This window comes from Paenibacillus sp. FSL K6-0276, from assembly GCF_037977235.1.
Taxonomy (GTDB): domain Bacteria; phylum Bacillota; class Bacilli; order Paenibacillales; family Paenibacillaceae; genus Paenibacillus_AQ.
Genome location: NZ_CP150276.1, coordinates 3,660,105 through 3,684,730, shown reverse-complemented (window position 1 = coordinate 3,684,730; position 24,626 = coordinate 3,660,105). Strand labels below are relative to the sequence as shown.

16 protein-coding genes are annotated in these 24,626 nt (G+C 45.0%); 13 read left to right on the top strand and 3 right to left on the bottom strand.

The window, feature by feature from the left end; all coding sequences use genetic code 11:
• Positions 1-3 precede the first annotated feature (3 nt).
• The 7 genes from MHH52_RS17365 (at position 4) to MHH52_RS17335 (ending at position 14,313) form a co-directional block, all read left to right on the top strand.
• Positions 4-1,041, top strand: coding sequence for a glycoside hydrolase family 18 protein (locus MHH52_RS17365; RefSeq protein WP_340003791.1), 1,038 nt, complete (start codon positions 4-6; stop codon positions 1,039-1,041).
• A gap of 179 nt (positions 1,042-1,220) precedes the next feature.
• Complete coding sequence (locus MHH52_RS17360; protein WP_340003790.1) at positions 1,221-2,207, top strand: glycoside hydrolase family 130 protein; 987 nt, start codon at positions 1,221-1,223, stop codon at positions 2,205-2,207.
• Between the two features lie 50 nt (positions 2,208-2,257).
• Entirely contained in the window at positions 2,258-3,577 is a 1,320-nt protein-coding gene (locus MHH52_RS17355; RefSeq protein ID WP_340003789.1) for a glycoside hydrolase family 125 protein, read from the top strand.
• Positions 3,578-3,596: 19 nt separating this feature from the next.
• The gene (locus tag MHH52_RS17350) at positions 3,597-6,335 is read left to right on the top strand and encodes an alpha-mannosidase (RefSeq protein ID WP_340003788.1); all 2,739 of its coding nucleotides are present in this window, start codon (positions 3,597-3,599) and stop codon (positions 6,333-6,335) included.
• 24 nt (positions 6,336-6,359) lie between these two features.
• Positions 6,360-8,804: a glycoside hydrolase gene (locus tag MHH52_RS17345; RefSeq protein ID WP_340003787.1), complete on the top strand. Its 2,445-nt coding sequence runs from the start codon at positions 6,360-6,362 to the stop codon at positions 8,802-8,804.
• Positions 8,805-8,831: 27 nt separating this feature from the next.
• A complete protein-coding gene (locus MHH52_RS17340) occupies positions 8,832-11,126 on the top strand; it encodes a glycoside hydrolase family 3 N-terminal domain-containing protein (protein WP_340003786.1) in 2,295 nt (764 codons plus the stop codon).
• A 37-nt stretch (positions 11,127-11,163) separates the two neighbouring features.
• Positions 11,164-14,313: an alpha-mannosidase gene (locus tag MHH52_RS17335; protein WP_340003785.1), complete on the top strand. Its 3,150-nt coding sequence runs from the start codon at positions 11,164-11,166 to the stop codon at positions 14,311-14,313.
• A gap of 49 nt (positions 14,314-14,362) precedes the next feature.
• On the opposite strand, the gene MHH52_RS17330 is transcribed toward MHH52_RS17335, so the two are convergent.
• The 3 genes from MHH52_RS17330 to MHH52_RS17320 all read right to left on the bottom strand — a co-directional run bounded on the left by MHH52_RS17330 (position 14,363) and on the right by MHH52_RS17320 (position 15,827).
• Entirely contained in the window at positions 14,363-14,548 is a 186-nt protein-coding gene (locus MHH52_RS17330; RefSeq protein ID WP_340003784.1) for a hypothetical protein, read from the bottom strand.
• Positions 14,549-14,863, bottom strand: a complete 315-nt coding sequence (locus MHH52_RS17325) for a hypothetical protein (protein ID WP_340003783.1) — start codon at positions 14,861-14,863, stop codon at positions 14,549-14,551. It abuts the gene before it with no gap.
• A gap of 94 nt (positions 14,864-14,957) precedes the next feature.
• Positions 14,958-15,827: a LysR family transcriptional regulator gene (locus MHH52_RS17320; RefSeq protein WP_340003782.1), complete on the bottom strand. Its 870-nt coding sequence runs from the start codon at positions 15,825-15,827 to the stop codon at positions 14,958-14,960.
• 150 nt (positions 15,828-15,977) lie between these two features.
• Between MHH52_RS17320 and MHH52_RS17315 the strand changes: the two genes are divergently transcribed.
• The 6 genes from MHH52_RS17315 (at position 15,978) to MHH52_RS17290 (ending at position 24,573) form a co-directional block, all read left to right on the top strand.
• A complete protein-coding gene (locus tag MHH52_RS17315; RefSeq protein WP_340009711.1) occupies positions 15,978-17,714 on the top strand; it encodes an ABC transporter ATP-binding protein in 1,737 nt (578 codons plus the stop codon).
• Positions 17,711-19,450 carry an ABC transporter ATP-binding protein gene (locus MHH52_RS17310; RefSeq protein WP_340003781.1) on the top strand — a complete coding sequence of 580 codons (1,740 nt, stop codon included), beginning with the start codon at positions 17,711-17,713 and terminating at the stop codon, positions 19,448-19,450. Before MHH52_RS17315 ends, MHH52_RS17310 begins: the two co-directional genes overlap by 4 nt.
• A 257-nt stretch (positions 19,451-19,707) precedes the next feature.
• On the top strand, positions 19,708-20,487 hold the full coding sequence (locus MHH52_RS17305) for a sporulation protein (RefSeq protein WP_340003780.1): 780 nt from the start codon (positions 19,708-19,710) through the stop codon (positions 20,485-20,487).
• A 158-nt stretch (positions 20,488-20,645) separates the two neighbouring features.
• Positions 20,646-22,006 (top strand): IS1182 family transposase gene (locus tag MHH52_RS17300; protein ID WP_340003511.1). Its coding sequence is split into 2 segments (ribosomal slippage): positions 20,646-21,216 and positions 21,216-22,006, totalling 1,362 coding nucleotides; the frame shifts between segments, so codons are not numbered across the junction.
• Between the two features lie 259 nt (positions 22,007-22,265).
• Positions 22,266-22,979, top strand: coding sequence for an ABC transporter ATP-binding protein (locus MHH52_RS17295; protein WP_340003779.1), 714 nt, complete (start codon positions 22,266-22,268; stop codon positions 22,977-22,979).
• On the top strand, positions 22,972-24,573 hold the full coding sequence (locus MHH52_RS17290; RefSeq protein ID WP_340003778.1) for a hypothetical protein: 1,602 nt from the start codon (positions 22,972-22,974) through the stop codon (positions 24,571-24,573). The genes MHH52_RS17295 and MHH52_RS17290 overlap by 8 nt, the downstream gene beginning before the upstream one ends.
• The last annotated feature ends 53 nt before the right edge of the window (positions 24,574-24,626 follow it).

The window sequence follows — 24,626 nt, the reverse complement described above, 5'->3', positions numbered from 1 at the left end:
AGGATGGATCAACAAATGATTATAGCTGGCTACGTGAGTGATTCCAAATTACCTGAGCTAACACGCGATAACGTGATGAAGCTGACGCATATGAACGTAGCCTTCGGTTATGTGTTGGATGATCAGATTACAACGGCACATTTGCAATATACGAACCAGTTGCAAGAGATTAAAGCGATGAATCCGAACATACAGCTGCTGCTCTCGGTTGGCGGATGGGGAAATGGGGGCTTCTCCGAGGCGGCATCTACCGAAGAAGGACGTCAGAAATTCGCAGCTTCGGCTGTACGAGTAGTAACAGAATATCCATTCGATGGTGTCGATCTGGACTGGGAATATCCCTGCTACAGTGAAGCCAATATTGCATCGTCACCGGATGATAAACGTCATTTTACGTTGCTGTTGAAGACCATTCGAGAAGCGTTAGATGTGAAAGGTGCAGCAGAGGGCAGACATTACTTGCTTACGATCGCTGCAGGAGCAGATCAATATTACATCGATGGTACAGAGATGGATCAAGTACAGCAATATTTAGATTTCATTCAACTGATGACCTACGATATGCGTGGCGGATTCCAGATTCTAACGGGACATCACACGAATCTGTACAATTCAACGGGAGATTTGTTCCGAATTAGTACAGAAGCATCCGTCAATATGTTCATGCAGGCCGGTGTACCTCGGGAGAAGATCGTCATTGGTGTGGCATTCTATTCCCGGATGTGGAAGCAGGTGCCGAACAAGAATGATGGCTTTCTACAAATGGCGGGTACAACAGGAGGTTATGGTCCGGAATATACAGAGCTTCTAGCCCATTATATCGACAAGAATGGGTTCACACGTCATTGGGATGATGAGGCCAAAGCGCCATATTTATTTAATGGAGATACGTTTATTTCCTATGATGACGTGGAATCGATCACACATAAATGTGCATATGTCCAACGTGAACAGCTTGCGGGTGTGATGTTCTGGGAGTACAGCTGCGACAAGACACATACACTGCTCGAAGTTATGTATACCGGCCTATCGAGAGACTGAATGGATGCGACCTATTCAATTAGTTAACAAACATGATTTCCTAGTCAACAAACGTTAGATTACGGATAAATTGACTTTTAATGCGCTTTATTATCATTTACAGTATGGGGGAAAGGTTGGACTCGATAGTTGAGGACAGGCCGTAGACTACATTCAAAGACGTGGGAGGAGTTTAGGAAATGAGCAAAATTATTGGTGAGGCACTATCAAATATGCCGTGGCAGGATAAGCCGAGTGGCTATAATGCCCCAGTGTGGCGGTATACTCAAAATCCGATTATTCAGCGTAATGCACAGGTGAACTCGAACAGTATTTTTAATTCTGCGGTGATTCCGTTCGAAGGTGGATTTGCAGGGGTATTTCGCTGTGACTCTAGATCCGTAAGTATGGATATATTCGCTGGCTTCAGTCAGGACGGGCTACATTGGGAAATTAATGAGCAACCGCTCCAATTCGAAGGTGACGAATATGTAACGAAGCGGGAATATCGCTACGATCCGCGCGTGTGCAAAATCGAGGATAAATATTATATTTCATGGTGTAACGGGTATCATGGACCAACGATCGGTCTTGCTTATACGTATGATTTCAAAACATTTCACCAATTAGAAAACGCTTTCTTGCCGTATAACCGCAATGGCGTTCTCTTCCCACGCAAAATTAATGGTAAGTACGCCATGATAAGCCGTCCAAGTGATACAGGGCATACGCCATTTGGGGATATCTTCTTTAGTGAGAGTCCAGATTTAACGTATTGGGGTAAACATCGTTATGTAATGGGGACGATTAATTCAGATGCATCCGCATGGCAATCGAAGAAAATTGGTCCAGGGCCGGTTCCGATTGAAACCGATCGTGGTTGGTTGTTGATTTATCATGGCGTCATTAATACATGTAACGGGTTCGTATATCGTATGGGCGCGGCGTTATTAGATCTACATGAGCCATGGAAGGTGCTCGCACGATCACGGAATTACATTCTTGGACCAGAAACATTGTATGAGTGTGTAGGAGATGTACCGAATGTTACCTTCCCTTGTGCAGCATTGTCAGATAGTGAGACAGGTCGCATCGCCATTTACTATGGCTGTGCCGATACCGTAACGGGTGTGGCTTTCACAACGGTGGATGAGCTGTTGGACTATATGGATAAGTATCCGCTGTAACGACATCATCAGATGCAATGACAGAATTTCAATTGTAGAGGAGCTTACCAATGGAACAGTTTAGATTACCCAAAATTACGATGCCATCCTTAACATTGCCACAATCGATTCAAGAAGTTCTACAAGAAGCAGAGCACAAGCTTGCGCATCGACCGAAGCTTCTTCAGCTATTTAAGAACTGCTTCCCGAACACTTTGGAAACGACGACGAAATTAAAAGAGGATGGAACGACTTTTGTCATTACAGGAGACATTCCAGCTTGTTGGTTACGGGATTCGGTAGAACAGGTCATTCATTATGTACCGTTTGCCAAAGAAGACGAAGATCTTCAACGCATTCTTAAAGGTTTAGTAAAGCGTCATATTCAGTACATTCATATTGATCCTTACGCGAATGCATTTAATGAATCTGCGAATGATTGGCATTGGAATACGACGGATATAACAGACATGTCCCCTTGGGTATGGGAGCGTAAATTCGAAATTGACTCCTTATGTTTCTCGATGCGGCTTGCATATGCGCTATGGAAGGAAACGGGTACTACAGATATGTTCGATGCTGGGTTTAAATCGGCTATGCGTATCATGTATAACTTGTTCATCACAGAACAGCGTCATTTTGAAGAATCGCCGTATCGCTTCACTCGAAATAACGGTATTCCAGAGGATTCCTTACGGAATAAAGGCCTTGGAATGCCTGTCAATTATACAGGAATGGTGTGGTCAGGATTCCGCTCAAGCGATGATGTATGCGAATTCCATTACAACATTCCAGGGAATATGTTCGCAGTTGTTGCACTTCGCCAGATGCAGGAATTTGCGGAGTGGGTATTCCGTGATATGGAGTTTTTGCAAGAGCTGAAGGATTTAGAAGCAGATATCGATCATGGGATCAAAACATACGGTATTTATCGTCATCCGGAATTCGGACCGATTTATGCCTTCGAGACGGATGGCTATGGTAACCACTGTCTCATGGATGATGCGGGAACACCGGGATTGATTTCGATTCCTTACTTGGGCTATTGCACAACGGAGGATGAAATCTATCAGAACACGAGAAGATTTGTGTTATCCAAGGAAAACCCTTATTACTTTGAAGGTAAAGTAGCAAAAGGCATTGGTAGTCCACATACACCGGCAGGATATGTCTGGCATTTGTCATTATCTATGCAAGGGCTCACAGCAACGACAGCGGATGAGAAGCTAGCGATGATCGAGTTACTGGAGAAGACCGATGCGGATACAGGCTTTATGCATGAAGGATTCCATTCCGACGATCCAACGATTTTTACTAGAAAATGGTTTGCTTGGTCGAACAGCCTGTTCTCTCAGCTCGTGTACAAGGCGATGAAGGAAGGCATCTTGTAGTGAAAGGGGGAGCAATGGCATGACGAAGAAAAGAACAGCACATATCGTTTCCCATACGCACTGGGATCGTGAATGGTATTTACCCTATGAGAAGCATCATGTTCGTCTCGTTCAATTGGTAGATTGTTTGCTAGATCGGTTGGACGAGGAGTCAGAATTTCGTAGTTTTTTCATGGATGGGCAGACGATCATTCTCGAGGATTATCTTCAAGTTAGACCGGATCAGAAGGAGCGACTGTTGCGTCATATTCAAAATGGTCGAATCCTTATTGGTCCATGGTATATTTTGCAGGATGCGTTCCTCACCAGTAGTGAAGCCAATGTAAGAAACATGCAGATCGGTCATCAAGATGCGCTGAAGTATGGGGAAGTATCCAAAATTGGATACTTTCCTGATACCTTCGGGTTGTGTGGACAGACACCACAGCTCATGCAGCAGTCAGGTATTCAGAACGCCTTCTTCGGTCGTGGTGTGAAGCCGACGGGATTCAACAATGAGGTATCGGATGGAGATTATGAATCGTCCTACTCCGAATTGATCTGGGAAGGTCCTGATAGCTCGAAGGTTCTCGGTATTCTATTTGCGAATTGGTACTCGAATGGAAATGAAGTCCCAGTAGATCCCGTAGAAGCTAAGGCATTCTGGGATCGGAAGCTAGCGGATGCGGAGAAATATGCATCGACGAGCGAGCTACTGTATATGAACGGTTGTGATCATCAGCCAGCTCAGCTGGACTTGCCGGAAGCCATTCGGACAGCTAGTGAACTCTATCCAGACACGGAGTTTATTCACTCCAATTTTAATGATTATTTGAATGCACTTCATCGTTCACTTGATTGTGAATTATCAACCGTCCAAGGTGAGCTTCGAAGTCAGCGTACAGATGGATGGGGAACGTTAGTGAATACGGCCTCCTCCCGTGTGTATTTGAAGCAAATGAACCAGCAGGGTCAGACATTGCTCGAGAAGGTTGCTGAGCCGTTATCTGCTTATGCTCATCAGTTGGGACATGCGTATCCACATCACTTATTCACCTATGCATGGAAGACGCTCATGCAGAATCATCCGCATGATAGTATTTGTGGCTGTAGTGTGGATGAGGTACATCGTGAGATGGTAACGCGATTCGACAAGAGCCGTCACGTTACAGAATCTATTGTGCAGAACAGTATGGAGTGGATCGCAAGCCATGTGGATACATCGTGCTTCGCCGAATACGGTGATCACGCATGTCCATTCATTGTGTTTAATACGACAGGACATGACCGCAGTGGGGTAGTTACTGTGGAGCTGGATATTGCTCGTATCTATTTCCGCGAAGGCGTAACGATAGAGAAGATGCGTAATCAGATGACATCGCTCGAGATTCATCATCATCAAGTGATAGATCATGATGGGCGTCAGATGGATTATCAGCTAACCGATCTGGGGCTTCACTTCGATTATGACTTGCCGGATGATAAATTTCGTCAGCCGTATTTCTCACGCCGTGTTCGATTAGAGCTTCATGTCGAAGCAGTTCCTGCAAATGGTCATCAAGTTTATGCCTGGTTGAAGGATGTAGAGGAGAGACCACATTCTGAAATAAAGGAAAGCTCGCTACTCCATGAACGGACGCTAGAGAATGAGTTTATTTCTGCACGGATTGAAGACAATGGATCGATCACATTATCGGATAAGGCAAATGGTAAAGTGTATAGCGGTCTAGGTATCTATGAGAATAGCGGCGATATCGGAAATGAATACATGTATTGTCAGCCGAAGAACACGACGGTATTGACGACAGAAACACTCAAAGCGGACATTTCCATCGTATCTGATCAGCCGTACGCATGTACGGTACAAATCGTTCATGAATGGGAGATTCCAGCAAGTGCTGATGAATTGCTTGCAGCAGAGCAGCAAGGCATCGTGTGGTTCCCGAGTCGTCAGGCTGGACGTTCAGCTGAAACCAAGAAGCTTCATATAATAACGACAGTGACGCTTGAGAAATATAGCAAAGGTCTTCAAGTGAAGAGCTCCTTCGATAATCAAGCGAAGGATCATCGCATAAGAATGCTGTTCCCAACGGATCTCGTCAGCGATATGCATCATGCCGATTCGATGTTTGAGATCGCAACACGAAGCACACAACCTTCGAGTGAGTGGACGAAGCCAGACAATAGTCAACATCAGCAAGCGTTCGTTAGTGTGCAAGACAATGTGACAGGCTTAACCATTGCCAATAAAGGGTTAAATGAATACGAAGTGTTACGTGATGGACGTAATACGATTGCCGTTACCTTGCTACGCTGCACAGGTGAGCTTGGAGATTGGGGCGTTTTCTACACACCAGAAGCGCAATGTCTAGGTCCTGCACAGGCGGAGCTCATGATTATTCCACATGGTTCTGCGGTAGCTGAAGAAGCGTATGCGCTTGCCTATCAATATCAAGTACCATGGATGACTGTATCGACAGATATTCATAACGGTAGTCTTCAGCCGAAGCATCAATGGTTGCAGGCGCGTGGCAATGACATGCAGCTCTCTTCCGTGAAGGTAGCTGAAGCAACGGGTGATCTTGCTATTCGTTGGTTCAACATGACCACTTCACCAACGACATTAGCCTTCGAACCTCGTATGACCTATAGTCAGGCGTATAAAAGTAATATTCTCGAATCACGTGAGGAAGCGCTTACGGTGGATTCAAGCGCTGTCATCCAGCTTGAAGTAAAGGCGGCCGAGATCGTAACTGTCGTTCTTAACAAATCGATATGAGCATCAAGTAGAGGAGAATAAAAAATGGCTAACACCAAACCTTGGAAAATTTTTGCGATTCATCATTCCCATACCGATATCGGCTACACAGAGCGTCAGGAGAAGATCCAACAATATCATGTAGACTTTATCCGTCAGGTGCTTCACATCTTACGTGAAATTCAATCCGGTCGTCGACCCGAATGGAAGGGATTTAAATGGGTATGTGAAACGTTCTGGCCTATCGAAACCTTCCTGAGCCGGGCAACGGAGCAGGAAAAAGAAGAGTTCGTAGCAGGAGTCAAGCGTGGTGAGATCGGCTTATCCGGTACGTACTTAAATATGACGGAATTAATCGGCAAAGATTTGTTCACGTCGATGATTGCCCGTGTGCGTGATTTTGGACATTCCATTCAAGCTCCAATCACATCAGCGATGACTGCAGATATTAACGGCTTTAGCTGGGGGTATGGTCAAGCATTGTTAGATGCCGGTATTCATAATTTATCTACCTGCATTCATACCCATCACGGAATGTTTCCTTGCTGGAAGAAGCAGCAGCCTTTCTGGTGGGAAATGCCTTCCGGTGATCGATTGCTGACCTGGAGCGGGGAGCATTATGTATTCGGTAATGATCTGGGGCTTGTACCTGGTATGGGTGGAAAATATACGATCAAAGATGAATTTGATATGAGTCAAGGCGCCACATTCGAGATTGCTGAACAGCGTATACTTCGCTACATCGAGCGGTTGAAAGAAGATGGATATGCCTTTAACTTCTTCCCGGCTATGTTCTCGGGGCTACCAACAGATAACAATCCACCGAATGCGGAGACGATGGCGTTTATTCGTCAATGGAATGCGAAGCACGGCGAACAGATTGAGATTCAGATGGCAACTTTAGATGATTTCTTCGGTGAAGTTCGTGTTCATGCGGAACAGCATGCGGAAGATATTCCTGTGTATCGTGGAGATTGGCCAGACTGGTGGACGGATGGCGTAGGTTCAACACCGAAGCATGTACAAGTATTCCGTGAAGCACAACGTGTATATCAAAAGGTAAGAAGGCTAGATCCGAATTGTGAAATCGTTACATCGGAGACGATGAAGGAGATGGAATATCAGTTAACGATGTTTGCTGAGCATACATGGGGATATCATTCATCCATTTCCGAGCCTTGGAATCCGTTCGTTCAGGAATTAGGCTTGCGGAAGGAAGCCTTTGCCGCCAATGCAAGTACGATTGCGCATCGTGCGTTGTACGACATCCTTGAAGCGAAGGGTGATGCATTACTTGCTCCTGGGCGTCCTATGAAATTCAAAATTCATAATCCATATCATTATGTGCAAGAAGATTATGCGCATCTCATCCTCGAAGGATGGTATCACGATGAGATCAAGGACGGCTTCGAGGTGCGTGATATTACGACGAATGAGGTCATACCATCACAGCTTCGTCTGGCATCTCGAGGTGTGATCGTAACGATTCCGGTAACATTGCAGCCTAGTGAAGAGAGAGTACTTCAGATCGTCGCCGTGAAACCAGGTATCGGGACCGCTTTTATGAACGATTATTTGGCATCCGATCGCGTTATGGATCTGGATGTTACGCATGATGTGAAGAGTTTCCGCATGACATCTTCCTATGTAGAAACTCCATTTGTACACATCACGTGGAAAAAGGGAGAAGGGATCACCTCGTGGGTAGATAAAACGACGGGACAAGAACTACTTCGTGCCGATCGCCAGCACGCAGCTTTTACGCCAGTCTATGATGTTACACCTGCAACGAAGGTCGTAGAAATGACCGAGGTGCGTCGTCTGATGGGCCGTAATCGGAAGGGACCGGATGCGATCGTTTCAACAGGCGAGTTAATTAGTGCAGAGATCATTACGCAGGGTCCGGTGTATGGCATTATTCAATTAACTTACAAGGTGGATGGTTGTGAGCATTACTCCTTGTTCTTGACGGTATACGCAGATCGCCCACGTGTGGATGTGGCCGTACGCATGCATAAAGAGAGCGTTTGGAAGCCTGAGAACTTATATGTTTCACTTCCTTTTGGTGGATCATTATCAACGGATACGTATGAGCTATGGGTGGATAAGATGGATGCGTTGACTCGGATGCGGAAGGATCAATTACCAGGTAGCTTAGCGGATTATACAGCGGTTGGAGAAGGAGCTGTATATGTTGCCGGATCGCAAGGCGTTGTGATCGCGATGCCAGATACGCCATTAATTCAGCTTGGATCGCTAGAGCATGGGTATCGATTGCTTAACGGTGATGAGAAGCTGGAGCAGGACCCGGCTCATTTGTACGCTTGGGTGATGAATAACTATTGGGAAACCAATTTCTCAGCGACATTGGGCGGTTTCTATGAATTTAGATATTTCATTACTTGGGGCGAGACATATAGCAAGCCAGATGTCTCCATGGATGCATGCCGTGGAATGAATGCTGGTATTCTAGCGTGGCGCCAACACTAGCTCAACAAGACTGGAGGTTTATATCGAATGAAATATAAAAACCCTTCGTTATCAATTGCTGAGCGCGTTGCTGATTTGTTGGCCGAAATGACGCTGGAGGAGAAGATTGGACAACTCCTCCAGCCTTTTGGCTGGAAGACATATACAAAAGTCAACGGAGAAGTACAGCTCACGGATGCATTTAAAGACGCTATTGCGAATGGTGGAGTCGGTTCACTATATGGTGTGCTTCGAGCGGATCCATGGACAGAGGTAACACTCGAAACAGGCTTGTCCCCGCGTGAAGGGGCAGAAGTTACCAATCTTATTCAGCGTTATGCTATGGAACATACACGACTTGGCATTCCCATTCTACTCGGAGAGGAATGCTCCCATGGACATATGGCCATAGGGAACACGGTGTTCCCAGTGCCTCTGACCATCGGAAGTAGCTGGAATACAGAGTTGTTCCAACAGGTATGTCAGGCTGTAGCGGCAGAGACTCGTGCACAAGGGGGAGCAGCTACCTATTCTCCTGTATTGGACGTGACACGTGATCCGCGTTGGGGGCGGACAGAGGAATGCTTTGGCGAAGATCCTCATTTGATTAGTGAAATGGCAATAGCTGCGGTGAAGGGGTTGCAAGGGGATTCGTTAAATACGGATCATACCATTCTTGCAACCTTGAAGCACTTTGTTGCTTATGGTAGTCCAGATGGTGGACGTAATGCGGATACCGTACGTATGGGCATGCGCGAACTGATGGAGAAGGATTTACTTCCTTTCCAGCGTGCGGTTGCAGCAGGTGCCAAATCCATAATGACGGCTTACAACGAAATTGATGGTGTACCTTGTACGTCTAGTAAAGAGCTGTTGACGCATATTTTACGTGACACGTGGGGCTTTGACGGCTTCGTCATCACGGATTGTGGAGCGATGAGCCAGCTCAGACACGGTCATCAAATCTGTGAGACGGAAGAGGAAGCGGCCAGCCTATCGCTGAAAGCGGGCGTAGATATGGAGATGTCCGGTGAAACCTTCGGGCAATATTTACAATCTGCACTGGATCAGCAATTGATCGCGGTGTCAGATCTAGATCTTGCGGTGGAGCGAATCTTGCGATTGAAATTTGAATTAGGATTGTTCGAACGCCCGTATGTGAATCCAGCGTTGGCAGAGCAAGTTATTGGTCAATCGTCTCATCGAGAGTTGGCTCGGCAAGCTGCACGCGAAGGCATTGTGCTACTGAAGAATAAGGAACAGTCATTGCCGTTATCTCCATTCCGTGGCAAGATCGCCGTTATTGGACCGAACGCGAACAATGTGTATAACCAGTTAGGCGATTATACGTCACCGCAGGAGCGGGAGCAGATTGTTACCGTATTGGATGGAGTTCGCGCGAAGTGTTCAGGCTTGAGTGAGGTTGTGTATGCACCAGGCTGTCGAGTGAAGGACCCGTCTCGGGAAGGGTTCGAGGCGGCGATCGCAGCTGCCGCTACAGCGGATACAATTATTGCTGTTGTAGGCGGATCGAGTGCACGTGATTTTGGAGAAGGTACGATTGATTTGAAGACTGGGGCTGCGGTCATTACAGATACGTTTATGCTTAGTGATATGGATTGTGGAGAAGGCTTTGATCGTGCACAGCTGAATTTATGTGGAGTACAGCTCGAGCTGTTGCAGGAGCTTCACAGTTTAGGCAAGAAACTGATTGTTGTGTATATCAATGGTCGCCCAATTGTTGAGCCATGGATTGATGAGCATGCTGATGCGATTGTGGAGGCATGGTATCCAGGGCAAGAGGGAGGTCATGCGATTGCGGATATCCTGTTCGGTGACTACAACCCATCAGGTCGATTAACATTATCCATTCCGAAGCATCTGGGACAATTGCCTGTGTACTATAATAAGAAGCGTTCGCGTGGGCATCGATATTTAGAGACGGATTTCCATCCGCAATATGTATTTGGGTATGGGCTGAGCTACACGAGCTTTCACTACGATAGTATCCAATTGGATCAGTCGAGTATTTCCGTTGGTGGTACTTGTACGGTTTCGGTGGATGTGACGAATACGGGGGATGTGGCTGGACAAGAGGTCGTTCAGCTGTACATCAAGGACTGTGTCAGCACGATATCACGCCCAGAGAAGGAGCTGAAGGGCTTCTGTAAAATAGTTTTGGAGCCTGGGGAGAAGCGTACGGTTCACTTTACAATTAAGTCCCAGGAGCTGCAATTTGTCTCAGCAGATTTAACATGGATCGTCGAGCCTGGTCGATTCGAAATTCACACGGGTTCAAATGTAGAGCAAACATTGTCCATCGATTTACAGGTTGTACAATGAGTGTGATGAAGCCTACGAACGATCAGGAGGATTACTAATGATTAGAATACAACGGTTCATTCGAGAGTTATCTGAACGACAGTGGCTCGAATCGATTCCCATTAAGGACTGGGACGTACAAGCAACGGAATATATATTACCTGGTAAATATACCGAGGAACGTATCTTTGTAGGAAGCGATACCTTTGATTTATTCCCAAGCAAACAAGGTACAACGTATATGCTGCGTACGACGTTATCCATTCCGAATGAATGGGCTGATGACGCTGTAGGCTTATATTTCACCTCCGGATCAGGTGGGGAAGGACTGCTTCGTATCAACGGGCAGTCCTTTCAGGGGTTGGATCGAAATCATCCATTTGTGAAGCTACCAGCACAGGTTGGCAAACAAATCGAAGTGGAGATTGAACTGTTTGATGCTGTACCGGAGCCTGTAGATCCGTTAAACCAGCAAGCGACCATTCATGCTCCCATTCGAATGATTCATAGCACGCTAGTCTATGTGAACACAACAGTGCAGTCGTTGATGTATTCTGTGAGCGTCATTATGAATGCTGCGGAATTGCTACCAGCGTCAGATTTTCGTCATACTCGCGTGATGGAAGCTTTATATACAGCTATGGATGCATTTACTTTGCTATCACAAGAGAAGATTGCAAGCGGTGCCGCAGCGTCTATTGAACAACAGCTTGTTGAGCAAATAAGACAAATCGGTGGCAACAGCGAAGGTGTCATCCATATGGTAGGACAATCTCATATTGATATTGCGTGGTTGTGGCCATGTCGTGAGACGGTGCGTAAGACGAGTCGGACGTTCTCAACTGTAAATGCGTTAATGGATGAATTTCCTGAATATCAGTATGCACAGAGTCAGCCGTTGCTCTTCGAGTATTTGAAGATGAATGATCCAGCGTTATATGAGCGTGTAAAAGAACGAATTCGCGAAGGCCGCTGGGAACTTGTCGGTGGCATGTGGGTGGAGCCGGATCTCAATATACCAAGTGGAGAATCGTTGATACGGCAAATGCTCTACGGTCAAAGATTTTATCAACAGGAATTTGGCAAGAGATCCTTTATAGAATGGTTACCGGATACCTTTGGTTACTGTGCATCATTACCTCAAATTTTGAAGCATGGTGGAATGCGTTACTTCATGACGACGAAGCTGAATTGGAATGATACGAACCAATTTCCGTATGACTTGTTTTATTGGGTGGGCATTGATGGAACGCCAATGCTATCGTATTGCAACCATGGGGTGAACGAGGATACGCAGCCGAAGGATGTTCATGAACATTGGCAATCTTATCGAGAGAAAGCTAAGCATCCGGAACAAATGTTATTGTACGGGCATGGGGATGGCGGTGGCGGTGTCACGCGTGAAATGCTCGAATACATTCATCGCTCGGATCTCATGATCGGTCAGCCCTCATCTCAATTTAGTAGCGCGGAGGCATTCTTCACGGGTATTTCAGAAGCGAATCCAAATTTACCGAGCTGGCACGGTGACCTGTATCTTGAATTACATCGAGGTACTTATACGACACATGGGCGTAACAAACGTAATAATCGGAAGGCTGAGGTTCTGTATCGTGAAGCAGAGCTATGGTCTACGTTGGCTCGATCTTCGCTGAGCTCAGAACAAGCAACGACATTACAGCAGGATTTACATGAAGGATGGAAATTAATTTTATTAAATCAGTTCCATGATATTATTCCTGGTTCTGCCATTACAGAAACGTATGAGACATCGATGAAAGAGTATGAGGAAGTATTCGAGCGCGGGACTTCAAGCTTACAGAGCGGGATGGCAGCCATAGCATCCCATGTTCAGATCGAAGCGACGATGGAAGGAACACCGTTCCTTGTATTTAATAGTTTGGGTTGGAGCCGTGATTGTGTATTAGAGCTGACTACGCAGGATCTTATCGATCAAGGTATTACGAATATCGAATGGAATCGCTTATCGATCGTGACAACAGCGGGAGAATCATTGGATTCTGAAGTTAGTAGCAATGGAACGACCAAGATCCTTCGAATTCGCGTACCGAATGTTCCGGCAATGGGCTACAATACGATCCTAGTACGTGAAAATGGAGCAGCTGAAGCACTAGACAAGCCGAAAGTATTACCAGAGCTTCTTGATGCGTGGGAGACAGCATACTATCGTATACGATTCAATGAACAAGGAGAAATAGTAAGTTTATACGATAAACAAGCGAACCGTGAAATCGTGAAGGCAGGGGAGCGGGCGAATCAGTTTCATTTCTTCCATGATCGTCCGACGCTGTGGGATGCTTGGGACATTGATCCACGCTACGAGCAACAGCCTGCTGGAGAGGCAGTTCTGTTAGAGAAGAAGCTCATCAGCTCAGGAGCTATTGCCGATATCATAGGCTTCCGTTGGCGCTTAGGGCAATCCACGATTGAGCAGGAGATGGTTCTATATCATCAGCATGCTCGCATTGAGTTTAGAACAAAGGTGGATTGGCAGGAAACCCATAAGCTCCTGAAGGTGGGCTTCCCACTCGATGTTGTAACAAGTCGAGCCACCTATGAAATACCGTTCGGTGCATTAGAGCGGAATACACATCGCAATACAAGCTGGGATCAAGCACAATATGAAGTTTGTGGTCATCGCTTCGCTGATGTGTCTGAGCATAGCTATGGTGTCAGTGTGCTGAATGATTGTAAGTATGGTTATGATACCCAAGGGAGCACGATTCGTCTTTCCTTGCTACGTGCGCCAAGATGGCCGGATATAACGGCAGATCAGGGATATCATGAGTTCGCCTATGCACTGTATCCACATGCCGGTGATTGGCGCCAAGGATACGCACTTCGAGCAGCAGCAGAGCTGAATCATCCACCTGCTTATATCGCAGCATCCACAGTAGTTCATACAGCTCCGCCGAGCGCGAACATATGGGATCGTTGTTGTTCGTTGCTTCCATTTACAAGTGAGCATGTTGTCTTGGAGACGGTCAAATGGGCTGAGGATGACGATGGCATCATTCTTCGTATGTATGAATCCGCTGGAGGTCGTGAGACGATCGAGCTGAAGTGGCCGTATCCACATCAAGCGGTGTATGTATCGAATGCCTTGGAAGAAGAAGTTACGTTAATGGACAGCTGGCAACTGACCTTTACGCCTTATGAAATAAAAACGATCAAGATTAAGAAATAGCCCATGAAAAAGGAGGCCTCCCACCATAGGAGCCTCCTTTTCTCATGTTTCAAGCGAATAATTGATCAATACCTTTGAACGTATTCTCTATAACATGTTCAGATGTATAAATAGATAGATGATGTGGTAGTAGCCTCTTTTCGAGCGCAGGCCCAAATACATCAAAACTTTTCGCGATTTGTCCGCCAAGCACGAGTCGTTGTGATCCAAAGCCCATGATATAGGGATCTAGCATCTAAGCTAGACACGAACCGAATTCTTCGAATACTTGTTGATAGGCGAGATTTCCCTGTCTAGCCAGATCAGCAAGCTCCTTCACATCCATGCCTTCTATCAATAATTCACGTTCCTGTGCGGCATGTAGAATACCACGACGTGAGAACACTTCATCGATCATTTTATGGCGATAAGGCTTATCATAGAGCTCTCCATTACGAGGAACTCCCTCACCCTCAATTCGGATTACTCTACGATAGGCTTGGTATTCATAGGTTTCTCCTCCGCAAAAACTGCATGAATATCCCCAGTGAAATTCTTTAGTCGTGCCCAATAGATTACAGATGCATCACATTCATATACTATACCAAAGGTATTGTCATAAGATTTGATCATTCAATGAATATATATAGTAACACGCCTGTTGATTAACCATTCTTGAAGCTCTCAATAAACTTGGAAGCCAATGAAGACAAGTATTTATTCTTGATCCAGACGGCGGCGACCCGCGTGCGTAGCGATTCACTACTGATTTCTTTATAGATCAAATTACTGTTACTCGTTAATTCAAAAGCGGATTTGGGAATGATTCCGATCCCGAGTCCGGCATTAGCCCAGAGTAGTGTTGTTCGAGCATCATCATTCATGCAGAAGATTAGCGGATCAAAACCATTCTCAAGACATGTCTCTCGAATGAGCTGTTCGAAGCGGCGGTAAATAATAAGTGGTTTATCTTTTAACTCGCTGATCTCAAAAGAGATTTCAGCCGTTTTCCAGTCATACTCTGGTGTCATTACGGCAATCATAGGCTCAGCCTGTGTGTAAAGACATTCTAAATTTGTAGCATTAAAGGGTGTCCGGACAATACCGACTTCGACAATGCCCTTGTTTAAGAGGTCGATTATTCTGAAGGTGTTTCCTTCATGGATCTCAAATTTAACGCCTTGATATGTTTTGTGAAACTTGCATAGCCGATCTTGGAGCAAGGTAGCTCCGGAAGAAGAAACTGTGCCGATGGCGAGAGTGCCTTTTAAGCCTTTGACAAAATCATTGAGCTCACGCGCAGTAGAATCTGTCAGCTCCAGAATTTGCTGAGCCCGGTCTCGCAGAATGGCTCCAGCTTCGGTGAGTTGAACGCTGCGAGGACCGCGATCCACTAGCTTTACGCCGAGCTCTTCCTCTAGTAGTTTCAGTTGTTGGCTGAGTGGAGGCTGGGCCATTTGCAGCTTTCGGGCTGCAGAAGTAATCTGTCCTTCCTCAGCAATAGCCATAAAATATTTAAGTTGTCTAATATCCATAAAACAATCCTCCGAACTTGAGATATGTTAATCGTATGGGAGAGATATGAATCCAATATTATTAATATGAGAGTAGATATGCCATAATCATAACTGTTCTTATACATATTTCAAGTGCTTAAATACTTCTTATGTTGGGTGTGGATGATGTTGTTCAAAATTGCAGTATATTTAAAACCGTACAAGAAAGAAGTAATAATTGGACCAATCTTTAAACTGATGGAAGCGATTCTGGAGTTGATTTTGCCTACCATAGTCGCGTTGATCATCAACAACGGGGTTGGAAATCATGATAGTGCCTATATATACCGCATGGGTGGCCTAATGGTGATGATGTCTCTGCTAGGCTTTGGCTGCTCCATGGTATGCCAATACTATGCAGCCCGGGCATCTCAGGGATTCGGTACTACGCTTCGAAATAAGATGTTTAAACATATAACATCTTTATCTTATGCCGAGCTGGATACCTTCGGTACGCCTACGCTGATTAATCGGATTACTAATGACGTAAACCAGCTGCAAATTGCTGTTGCCATGCTGATTCGTCTGGTCATTCGCGCGCCGTTTATCTGCATCGGGGCTATCTTAATGTCCATGATCTTGGATTTTAGGTTATCGCTGATCCTAATAGCGGCAACGCCGGTTTTTGGAATTATTTTATATTTCATTATTACACGAAGTGCTCCTTTGTACCGATTGTATCAACAGAAGCTGGATGCACTTGCGCTCGTTCTTAGTGAGAATTTGTCGGGGATTCGAGTGATTCGTGCTTTTGCCAAAAGACGTACAGAAAAAGAACGTTTTGATGCCTCTTCTGATGATTTGACGTCTACAGCGATCCGGGTCTCTCGGATTTCCGCTTTGCTTGGGCCTATGACGACACTTGTAGTAAACGCTGCGATCATAGCTATTTTGTGGGTAGGTGGAATTCATATTGATAGTGGTCGGTTGTCTCAGGGTGAGATCATTGCCTTCATCAATTACATCACTCAAATCTTGCTGGCGCTTATAGTGGTCTCTAACTTGGTCATTATTTTTACAAAAGCCTCATCCTCTGCTAATCGTGTGAATGAAGTGCTAGGGGTTAAGGTATCCGTGTCCGAGGAAGGAAATACTATGATTGCTGATCCTGATCATACAGTTCCTGCCATATCATTCGATCATGTATCGTTTGGTTATAATACGACAGGTGAATCGGCATTAGAGGATATATCAGTGGTGATTAACCGCGGAGAGACGGTGGGACTGATTGGCAGTACGGGTTCTGGTAAATCTACTTTTGTGAACTTGATCCCACGTTTTTATGATGCGGTGCAAGGTGAAGTTAAGGTGGATGGAGTGAATGTCAGAGATTATAAGCTACATCAGCTACGTGAGAAAATAGGGATCGTACCTCAGAAGGCAGTGCTATTTACAGGAACAATCGCTGAGAATATTCGTTGGGGCAAGGCAGACGCAACCGAGGAAGAAATCATGCAGGCAGCCTCAGTTGCTCAGGCGGAGGAGTTTATACGTAAATTACCAGAGGGCTTGAATACGCAGGTATCTCGTGGAGGACTAAATTTATCCGGTGGACAAAAGCAGCGCTTGACCATAGCTCGTGCAGTAGTTGGTAAGCCATCGATTCTTATTCTGGATGACTCCTCAAGTGCGCTGGATTTCGCCACCGATGCGGCACTGCGCGAGGCACTCAAAGAGAGCAGTCAGGAAATGACCGTACTTGTTGTCTCGCAGAGGGTAAGCACGGTCAGACAAGCGGATAAAATTTTGGTATTTGAGGAAGGGCGGATCGCCGGTGTCGGAACCCATGAGGAGCTGATGCGTGGTTGTGAAGAGTATAAAGAAATCTGCCTGTCCCAGCTATCGAGTGAGGAGTCGGGCCAATGAAGCAAAACAATATTTGGAAGAGACTAATTGTATACACAGGGCATTATAGAAAAATAGCAATAGGCGCGGTAATATGCGCATTACTCAGTGTGATCGCCAGTCTGATCGGACCGCTGCTCATCGGTAAGGCCATCGATTTTATGATCGGACCGGGAGAGGTTGATTTTGACGCCGTACTTAGACTGCTTTTGATTCTGGCAGTGGTATATGTTGTCGGCAGCTTCTTCGGATGGCTCCTTACTTATTTAACTAATCGAATTGCATACCGGACGGTATATGACTTACGGCGGGAGCTTTTTGATAAATTAAATGTTCTGCCGTTAAAATTTCACGATAACCATCCGCAAGGGGACAGCATCAGCCGGTTTGTTAACGATATGGATGCGGTCTCTGATGGACTGCTGCAAGGTTTCTCCACACTGCTCACTGGGATCATCACCATAGTTGGGGCAATTGTACTTATGCTGTACATTAGTCCCCTGATGACCTTAGTAGTTCTTCTGTCAGCGCCAGCTACATTTTTTGTGGCAAGATTTATTACGATACGTTCCCAAAAGATGTTTAAAGAGCAGGCCAAAATTCTGGGCGGTCTCAACGGGTACGTGGAGGAAATGATTGGCGGACAAAAAGTGGTCACAGCTTATCATTATGAAGAACGCGCACTATCTCAGTTTGAAGAACGTAACGAGACCTTGTACCAGACTGGAGTGAAGTCACAATTTTATGGCTCCTTGTCCAATCCGACAACACGGCTGGTAAATAATATTACGTTCTCTGTCATTGCGATGATCGGTAGTGTCATGGTTATTCGAGGTCATTTCACGGTGGGGGACCTGTCCAGTTTCTTAATCTTTTCCAACTTGTTCGCTAAGCCTTTTAATGAAATTACGGGTGTGATTACCCAACTTCAATCGGCGATAGCCTCTGCGCAGCGGATCTTTGCCATTCTCAATCTAACGCCAGAACAACCCGATACTACGGATGCAAAGGTTATGCAAACGAGCCAAGGTACCATCACCTTCGAAAAGATTTCCTTTGCTTATAATCCAGAACGTCCTCTGATTAACGACTTCAGTCTAGAAGTGAAGCCAGGGACACGGGTTGCGATTGTAGGGCAGACCGGTGCCGGTAAGACGACACTGGTAAATCTGCTCATGCGTTTCTATGATGTAGACCGTGGATCCATCAAGATTGATGGTGTGGATATCAAGACGATTACACGTGACAGTCTGCGACGTAATTTTGGGATGGTGCTGCAGGATACTTGGCTTTATGGAGGCACGATTAAGGAAAATATTGCCTACGGTAAACCTGAGGCTACGAAGGAAGAAGTCATCGCTGCCGCTAAGGCTGCTAATGCACATGGGTTTATTAAACGACTGCCTGAGGGGTATGATACGAAAATCAGCGGCTCAGGAGATAATCTGTCTCAAGGCCAGAAGCAGCTACTTACCATAGCACGAGTAATGCTCGTAGATCCACCAATGCTAATTTTAGATGAAGCTACCAGTAGTATTGATACGTTAACTGAAGTACGGATTCAGAAAGCGTTTCTGACTATGATCGCTGGTCGGACCAGCTTTGTGATTGCTCACCGATTGTCAACAATTCGAGAGTCGGATCTCATTCTTTTTATGAAAGATGGAGACATTGTCGAGAGCGGTACGCATGATCAACTCCTGGCCAGCGGTGGTTTTTACGCCAGATTATATAACAGTCAGTTCGCATCAGCGTAGGCTTTGTGATTATAAAAAGAAGCATCGACCCCATTTTGGGTGTGGATGCTTTTTTTAAAATATAAGAAAGTATAAGTTATGCACCTATACTTTATGTCTTATATTTCTCGCTTATACACTTACCGTCCTTATAAGGACGCCGAAGGCGTTTATGTTTGGTTGTCAGTAACATGGCATTTACTGTCCAAAAAATGAAACCTCAGGTGGTTCACTTCGTATCCTTAATTATGCAAATATTAGGGAGGGAATTCAATACAATGTCAATGTTTAAACGGATGCTCGCGAGTGCCGGAATTGGCGCGGCTAAGGTAGATCTCATGCTCCATCAAGATGTTGTGAACGCTGGTGATACGATCAGTGGTGTTGTCCGAATTCAAGGTGGTCGTGTGGATCAGCAGGTCGATGACGTCTATGCATTCGTTAAGACGCGTTACTTGAAAGAGCTAAACGATAAGAAGATGGAAGTGGAAGCAACGGTGTCCAAGATCCTGTTAGCTAGTAAATTTACAGTAGAGGCGGAGCAGGTCTATGAGTTCCCCGTCTCATTCCAGCTTCCGCTAATAACGCCAGTGACGATAGGAAGAACGCCGGTTTGGATTCAAACCGGACTTGATATTAAAGAGGCAATTGATCCAAAGGATCAGGATCATCTTCAAGTAGGCCCTCACCCGAATTCCGCAATTATTCTGGATGCAATGAATCAGCTGGGGTTCCGTATTCGCGAAGTGACTTGTGAATACGCGCCACGTTATGGCAAGATTAATGGCTTAGATTTTGTTCAAGAATTTGAATTCATACCTCCCTCACAGTTCCGGAATCAACTAGATGAATTAGAAATCGTTTTCTTTCCAGATGAGTACGGTATTGAATTGCTACTGCAGATCGATCGTAGGGCACGTGGGTTAGCTGGTTTGTTCGCTGATGCGCTTGACTCGGATGAGAGTTTTGTAAAAATGCGCTTCGACCACAATCAACTTGCTTACGGAGTTAACTATGTTGCTGATCAACTGCTCGAAACGATTCATAAGTACGTATAAACGAATGGAGTAAGAGGACTATATAAGAGAGGGGGGAACCCCTCTTCAGGCTGTCGAGAAAGTCTCGACAGCCTTCTTTATGTCTTAATAATTTTACACGGCACCGCGTTAATGTTGTATAATATAGGTAACTATTTATAGAACGGATGGTGATTTGTATGTTGCGTTCCAACCGAGAAAAACAACAAGCGTACGAGTTTGTCTCTATCGAAGATTTAGTTCCTCAAGATCATTTGCTACGAAAAGTAGATAAGTATATTGATTTTTCCTTTATCGATGAAAAAGTTAGGCCGTTGTACTGCGCAGATAACGGACGTCCTGCTGTTGATCCAGTTATCTTATTTAAGATGATTTTTCTTGGATACTTTTACGGCATTCGTTCCGAACGTCAATTGGAGCGAGAGATCCAAACCAATTTGGCGTACCGCTGGTTTTTAGGACTGGGATTAACCGACAAGGTTCCAGACCATACGACTATTAGTTGGAACCGGCGAACCCGATTTAAAGATACGAACATTTTTCAGGACATTTTCGATGAGATTGTTCTTCAGGCTATTTCGCACCGGATGGTCGGTGGACGGGTTCTCGTGACCGACTCAACCCATGTAAAAGCAAATGCGAATAAACACCAGTACACCAAACAACAAGTACTGCAGAACACCAAAGATTACGTGAATGAACTCAACGCTGCTGTGGCCGAAGACCGGAAAGAGCATGGAAAAAAGCCCTGAAACCAAGAGAGGAAGTGAACGAGGAGAAAGAGATTAAAGTGAGCAAGACCGACCCAGATAGTGGATATATGATCCGGGATGGCAAACCGGAGGGCTTCTTTTATCTAGATCACCGTACCGTAGATACCAAATACAATCTCATTACCGATGTACATGTAACGCCCGGCAATGTTCATGATTCCGTGCCATATTTGTCGCGTTTAGACCGTCAGCAAGAACGTTTTGGATTTAAGATTGAAGCCGTTGCGCTCGATTCAGGTTACTTAACCACACCGATTTGTCGAGGATTACAAAGCCGAAAGATTTTTGCGGTGATTGCACACCGGAGATTTCATCCCAAGCAAGGATTGTTTCCGAAATGGAAGTTCACCTTTGATGCCGAGCGAAATTTGTATGTTTGTCCAGCCAGTCATGAACTGAATTACCGGACCACAGACCGAAAGGGTTACCGGCAGTATGCTTCTGATCCGGACCATTGTAAGAGTTGCCCATTGCTGGACCAATGCACTCAGTCCCGAAATCACCGAAAGGTGGTGACCCGGCACGTCTGGGAGGACAGCAAGGAATGGGTGCGGAATAACCGACTCAGTAAGTCGGGCAAGCAACTGTACCGCAAACGAAAAGAGACGATTGAGCGAAGCTTCGCGGATGCTAAAGAGCTCCATGGGTTTCGCTATTGCCGGTTGCGCGGACTTCCGAATGTCAGAGAACAGGCACTGATGACGGCAGCCGTGCAGAACATGAAGAAGATGGCGATCCACCTGGATCGCCTGGAACAGAGGGGGTAACCCCCTCCCTTTTCCGATTCTACTTATGCCAGAACCTAAAAAGAAACCCGCGGTCGTAAAATGACCTGGGTTTCTCGACACTCTGGAGAGGGGGGAACCCCTCTTTTTTCGTTTTTTTATATAGAGAAATTTATTTAAATGAGGTAATGAACATTATGGACAAGATAAACGTACTATAGTAAAACTATCCTAACAACGTATGAATCGGTATGTTTGTCATGATGAAAGTTTCTAATACGAACGGAAAGGGAGTGGGGAAATGTTGACAATAAAGCATTTTACCAAGAGCTATAAGGGCGGTAAGAAGGCAGTGAATGACTTGAATTTAATAGTCGAGAAAGGCGATATTTATGGCTTTATCGGTCATAACGGCGCGGGGAAAACAACGACAATTCGGGCAGTAGTAGGTGTTCTTGATTTTGAGGAGGGGGACATCGAGATTGGTGGTCATTCCATCAAAAAAGATCCTTTAGCCTGCAAATCGATCACTGCGTATATTCCGGATAATCCAGATCTATACGACCATCTGACTGGCATTCAGTACTTGAATTTTATTGGTGATCTTTTTAGCGTATCGAAAGCGGATCGGGAGTTATTGATTAAGAAATATGGCGAAGAATTTGAGATTACATCTCATTTGGGGGATTTAATCTCCTCGTATTCTCATGGTATGAAACAGAAACTCGCGATCATCTCAGCGCTCATACATAAACCGAAGCTGTTAGTTCTGGATGAGCCTTTTGTGGGACTTGATCCAAAAGCGGCACACACCCTTAAAAGAATCATGACGGAGATTTGCAGTCAGGGCAGTGCGATCTTTTTTTCGACGCATGTACTGGATGTGGCCGAGAAGCTCTGCAATAAGATTGCCATTATCAAAGCGGGAGAATTGATTACTCATGGGAAAACAGAAGAGGTGAAGGGTGACAGTAGCCTTGAAGATGTATTTTTGGAGTTGATTAAGCATGATTAATATCTGGAGATTGACGAAGATTCAGTTGATCTCTTCCTTTGGGTTAAATAAAGCTTTACACACACGAGATGTGAAAGAAAGACGAAAAATGCTTTGGCTGAGCATCGGTATCCTAATTGGAATTGTTATGATGGCTGTGGTTTCATTTGGTTATAGCTTCATGATAGCAGATACCCTTGAACAAATAGGCCGGCCAGAGCTGCTGCTTGCGATAATGATGGCTGTTACTTGCTTAATCGGATTTTTTACAACGATCTATAAGGCAAGTGGTGTATTATTTGGCTCCAAAGACTACGATCTCGTAATGTCACTGCCAATCAAAACGAGTCATATTGTAGCAAGTCGAGTGGCTCAGCTTTATGTGTTAAACCTGTTCTTCTCTTTGATGGTGATGATACCTGCAGGTATTGTTTATGCTATAAAGGTGAATCCTGGCGTATTATATTATTTGTATTTTTTGATTACACTGTTATTTATTCCATTAGTGCCGATCATAGCTGCAACAATTATAGGTGCCCTGATCAGCTGGATTTCCTCAAGATTTAAAGGAAGCCGTATACTGACCCTCATTCTAACTTTTGTTGTAATTATCGCTATCATTGTTGGTTCAGGTCAATTAAATGGAAACAACCCACAGTTACTAGCGGATATGAGCACACAAATCGCTGATCAAATATACAAATTGTATCCTTTGACGCTTATGTATGTAAATGCGGTTTGCTCATTTCAGATGGATGCCTTAATATTGTTTATTGCGATTTCGCTGATTTCTTTTATGCTGTTTACCACGGTGCTTGGTAACAAATATAAAGCGATACACACAGGCCTAACGACCTCTTTTTCAAGTAATAAGTATCAAATGAAGTCGCTTGAAGTATCATCACCCTTGTACACATTGTACAAAAAAGAGCTGCGCCGCTATTTCAGTTCTTCTATATACGTGCTCAATACGAGTATTGGTATGGTGATGTTACTTGTGATGGCTGTCGCCTTAATGTTCGTTAGTACAGAGCAACTAGGACAAACTCTTGAGATCCCAGAACTTTCAAATTATCTAAATCGACTGGCTCCACTGTTTGTTTCCGTTTTTGTAACTTTAAGCTGTACGACTTCCAGTTCTATTTCGCTTGAAGGCAACAATATTTGGATTTTAAAAAGCTCACCTGTGCCGACGTTAACGATATTGCTAAGTAAAATCGCAGTGAATCTTACGATTACCGTACCGATTGTGGTTGTTAGCAGTGTGCTCCTCATGATATCCCTAGGTACTGGATGGATGGAAAGCTTGCTATTACTGGTTATTCCAGTTTTATATGCTTGTCTTACCGCAATGATAGGTGTGATCGTGAACTTGAAGCTACCTAAACTGGAGTGGACAAATGAAGTATCGGTAATCAAACAAAGCGCATCCGTCTTAGTGGTGATGTTGATAGGGTTTATAAGCTTACTGATTCCATTTGGGTTGAGTCTTTTACTATCTGATCTGAATGGTAATCTTGTATTGTTAGGTATTGGATTACTAATATTAGTGGTGTGTGGTGCTATGTATCGATATATTCAGTCCAAAGGGGAGCTTTTATTTCGGGCTCTTTAAATCATAGGGGTATCCGGCGCAGTCAGGAAATGGCTGCTGGGTACCCTATTTTT

Excerpts from the sequence above, each read along its gene's own strand:
- MHH52_RS17330 (WP_340003784.1), bottom strand. The coding sequence starts at position 14,548 with ATGCTAGATCCCTATATCATGGGCTTTGGATCACAACGACTCGTGCTT.
- MHH52_RS17310 (WP_340003781.1), top strand. The coding sequence starts at position 17,711 with ATGAAGCAAAACAATATTTGGAAGAGACTAATTGTATACACAGGGCAT.
- MHH52_RS17355 (WP_340003789.1), top strand. The coding sequence starts at position 2,258 with ATGGAACAGTTTAGATTACCCAAAATTACGATGCCATCCTTAACATTG.
- MHH52_RS17350 (WP_340003788.1), top strand. The coding sequence starts at position 3,597 with ATGACGAAGAAAAGAACAGCACATATCGTTTCCCATACGCACTGGGAT.
- MHH52_RS17305 (WP_340003780.1), top strand. The coding sequence starts at position 19,708 with ATGTCAATGTTTAAACGGATGCTCGCGAGTGCCGGAATTGGCGCGGCT.
- MHH52_RS17345 (WP_340003787.1), top strand. The coding sequence starts at position 6,360 with ATGGCTAACACCAAACCTTGGAAAATTTTTGCGATTCATCATTCCCAT.
- MHH52_RS17360 (WP_340003790.1), top strand. The coding sequence starts at position 1,221 with ATGAGCAAAATTATTGGTGAGGCACTATCAAATATGCCGTGGCAGGAT.
- MHH52_RS17365 (WP_340003791.1), top strand. The coding sequence starts at position 4 with ATGGATCAACAAATGATTATAGCTGGCTACGTGAGTGATTCCAAATTA.
- MHH52_RS17320 (WP_340003782.1), bottom strand. The coding sequence starts at position 15,827 with ATGGATATTAGACAACTTAAATATTTTATGGCTATTGCTGAGGAAGGA.
- MHH52_RS17290 (WP_340003778.1), top strand. The coding sequence starts at position 22,972 with ATGATTAATATCTGGAGATTGACGAAGATTCAGTTGATCTCTTCCTTT.
- MHH52_RS17295 (WP_340003779.1), top strand. The coding sequence starts at position 22,266 with ATGTTGACAATAAAGCATTTTACCAAGAGCTATAAGGGCGGTAAGAAG.
- MHH52_RS17340 (WP_340003786.1), top strand. The coding sequence starts at position 8,832 with ATGAAATATAAAAACCCTTCGTTATCAATTGCTGAGCGCGTTGCTGAT.
- MHH52_RS17335 (WP_340003785.1), top strand. The coding sequence starts at position 11,164 with ATGATTAGAATACAACGGTTCATTCGAGAGTTATCTGAACGACAGTGG.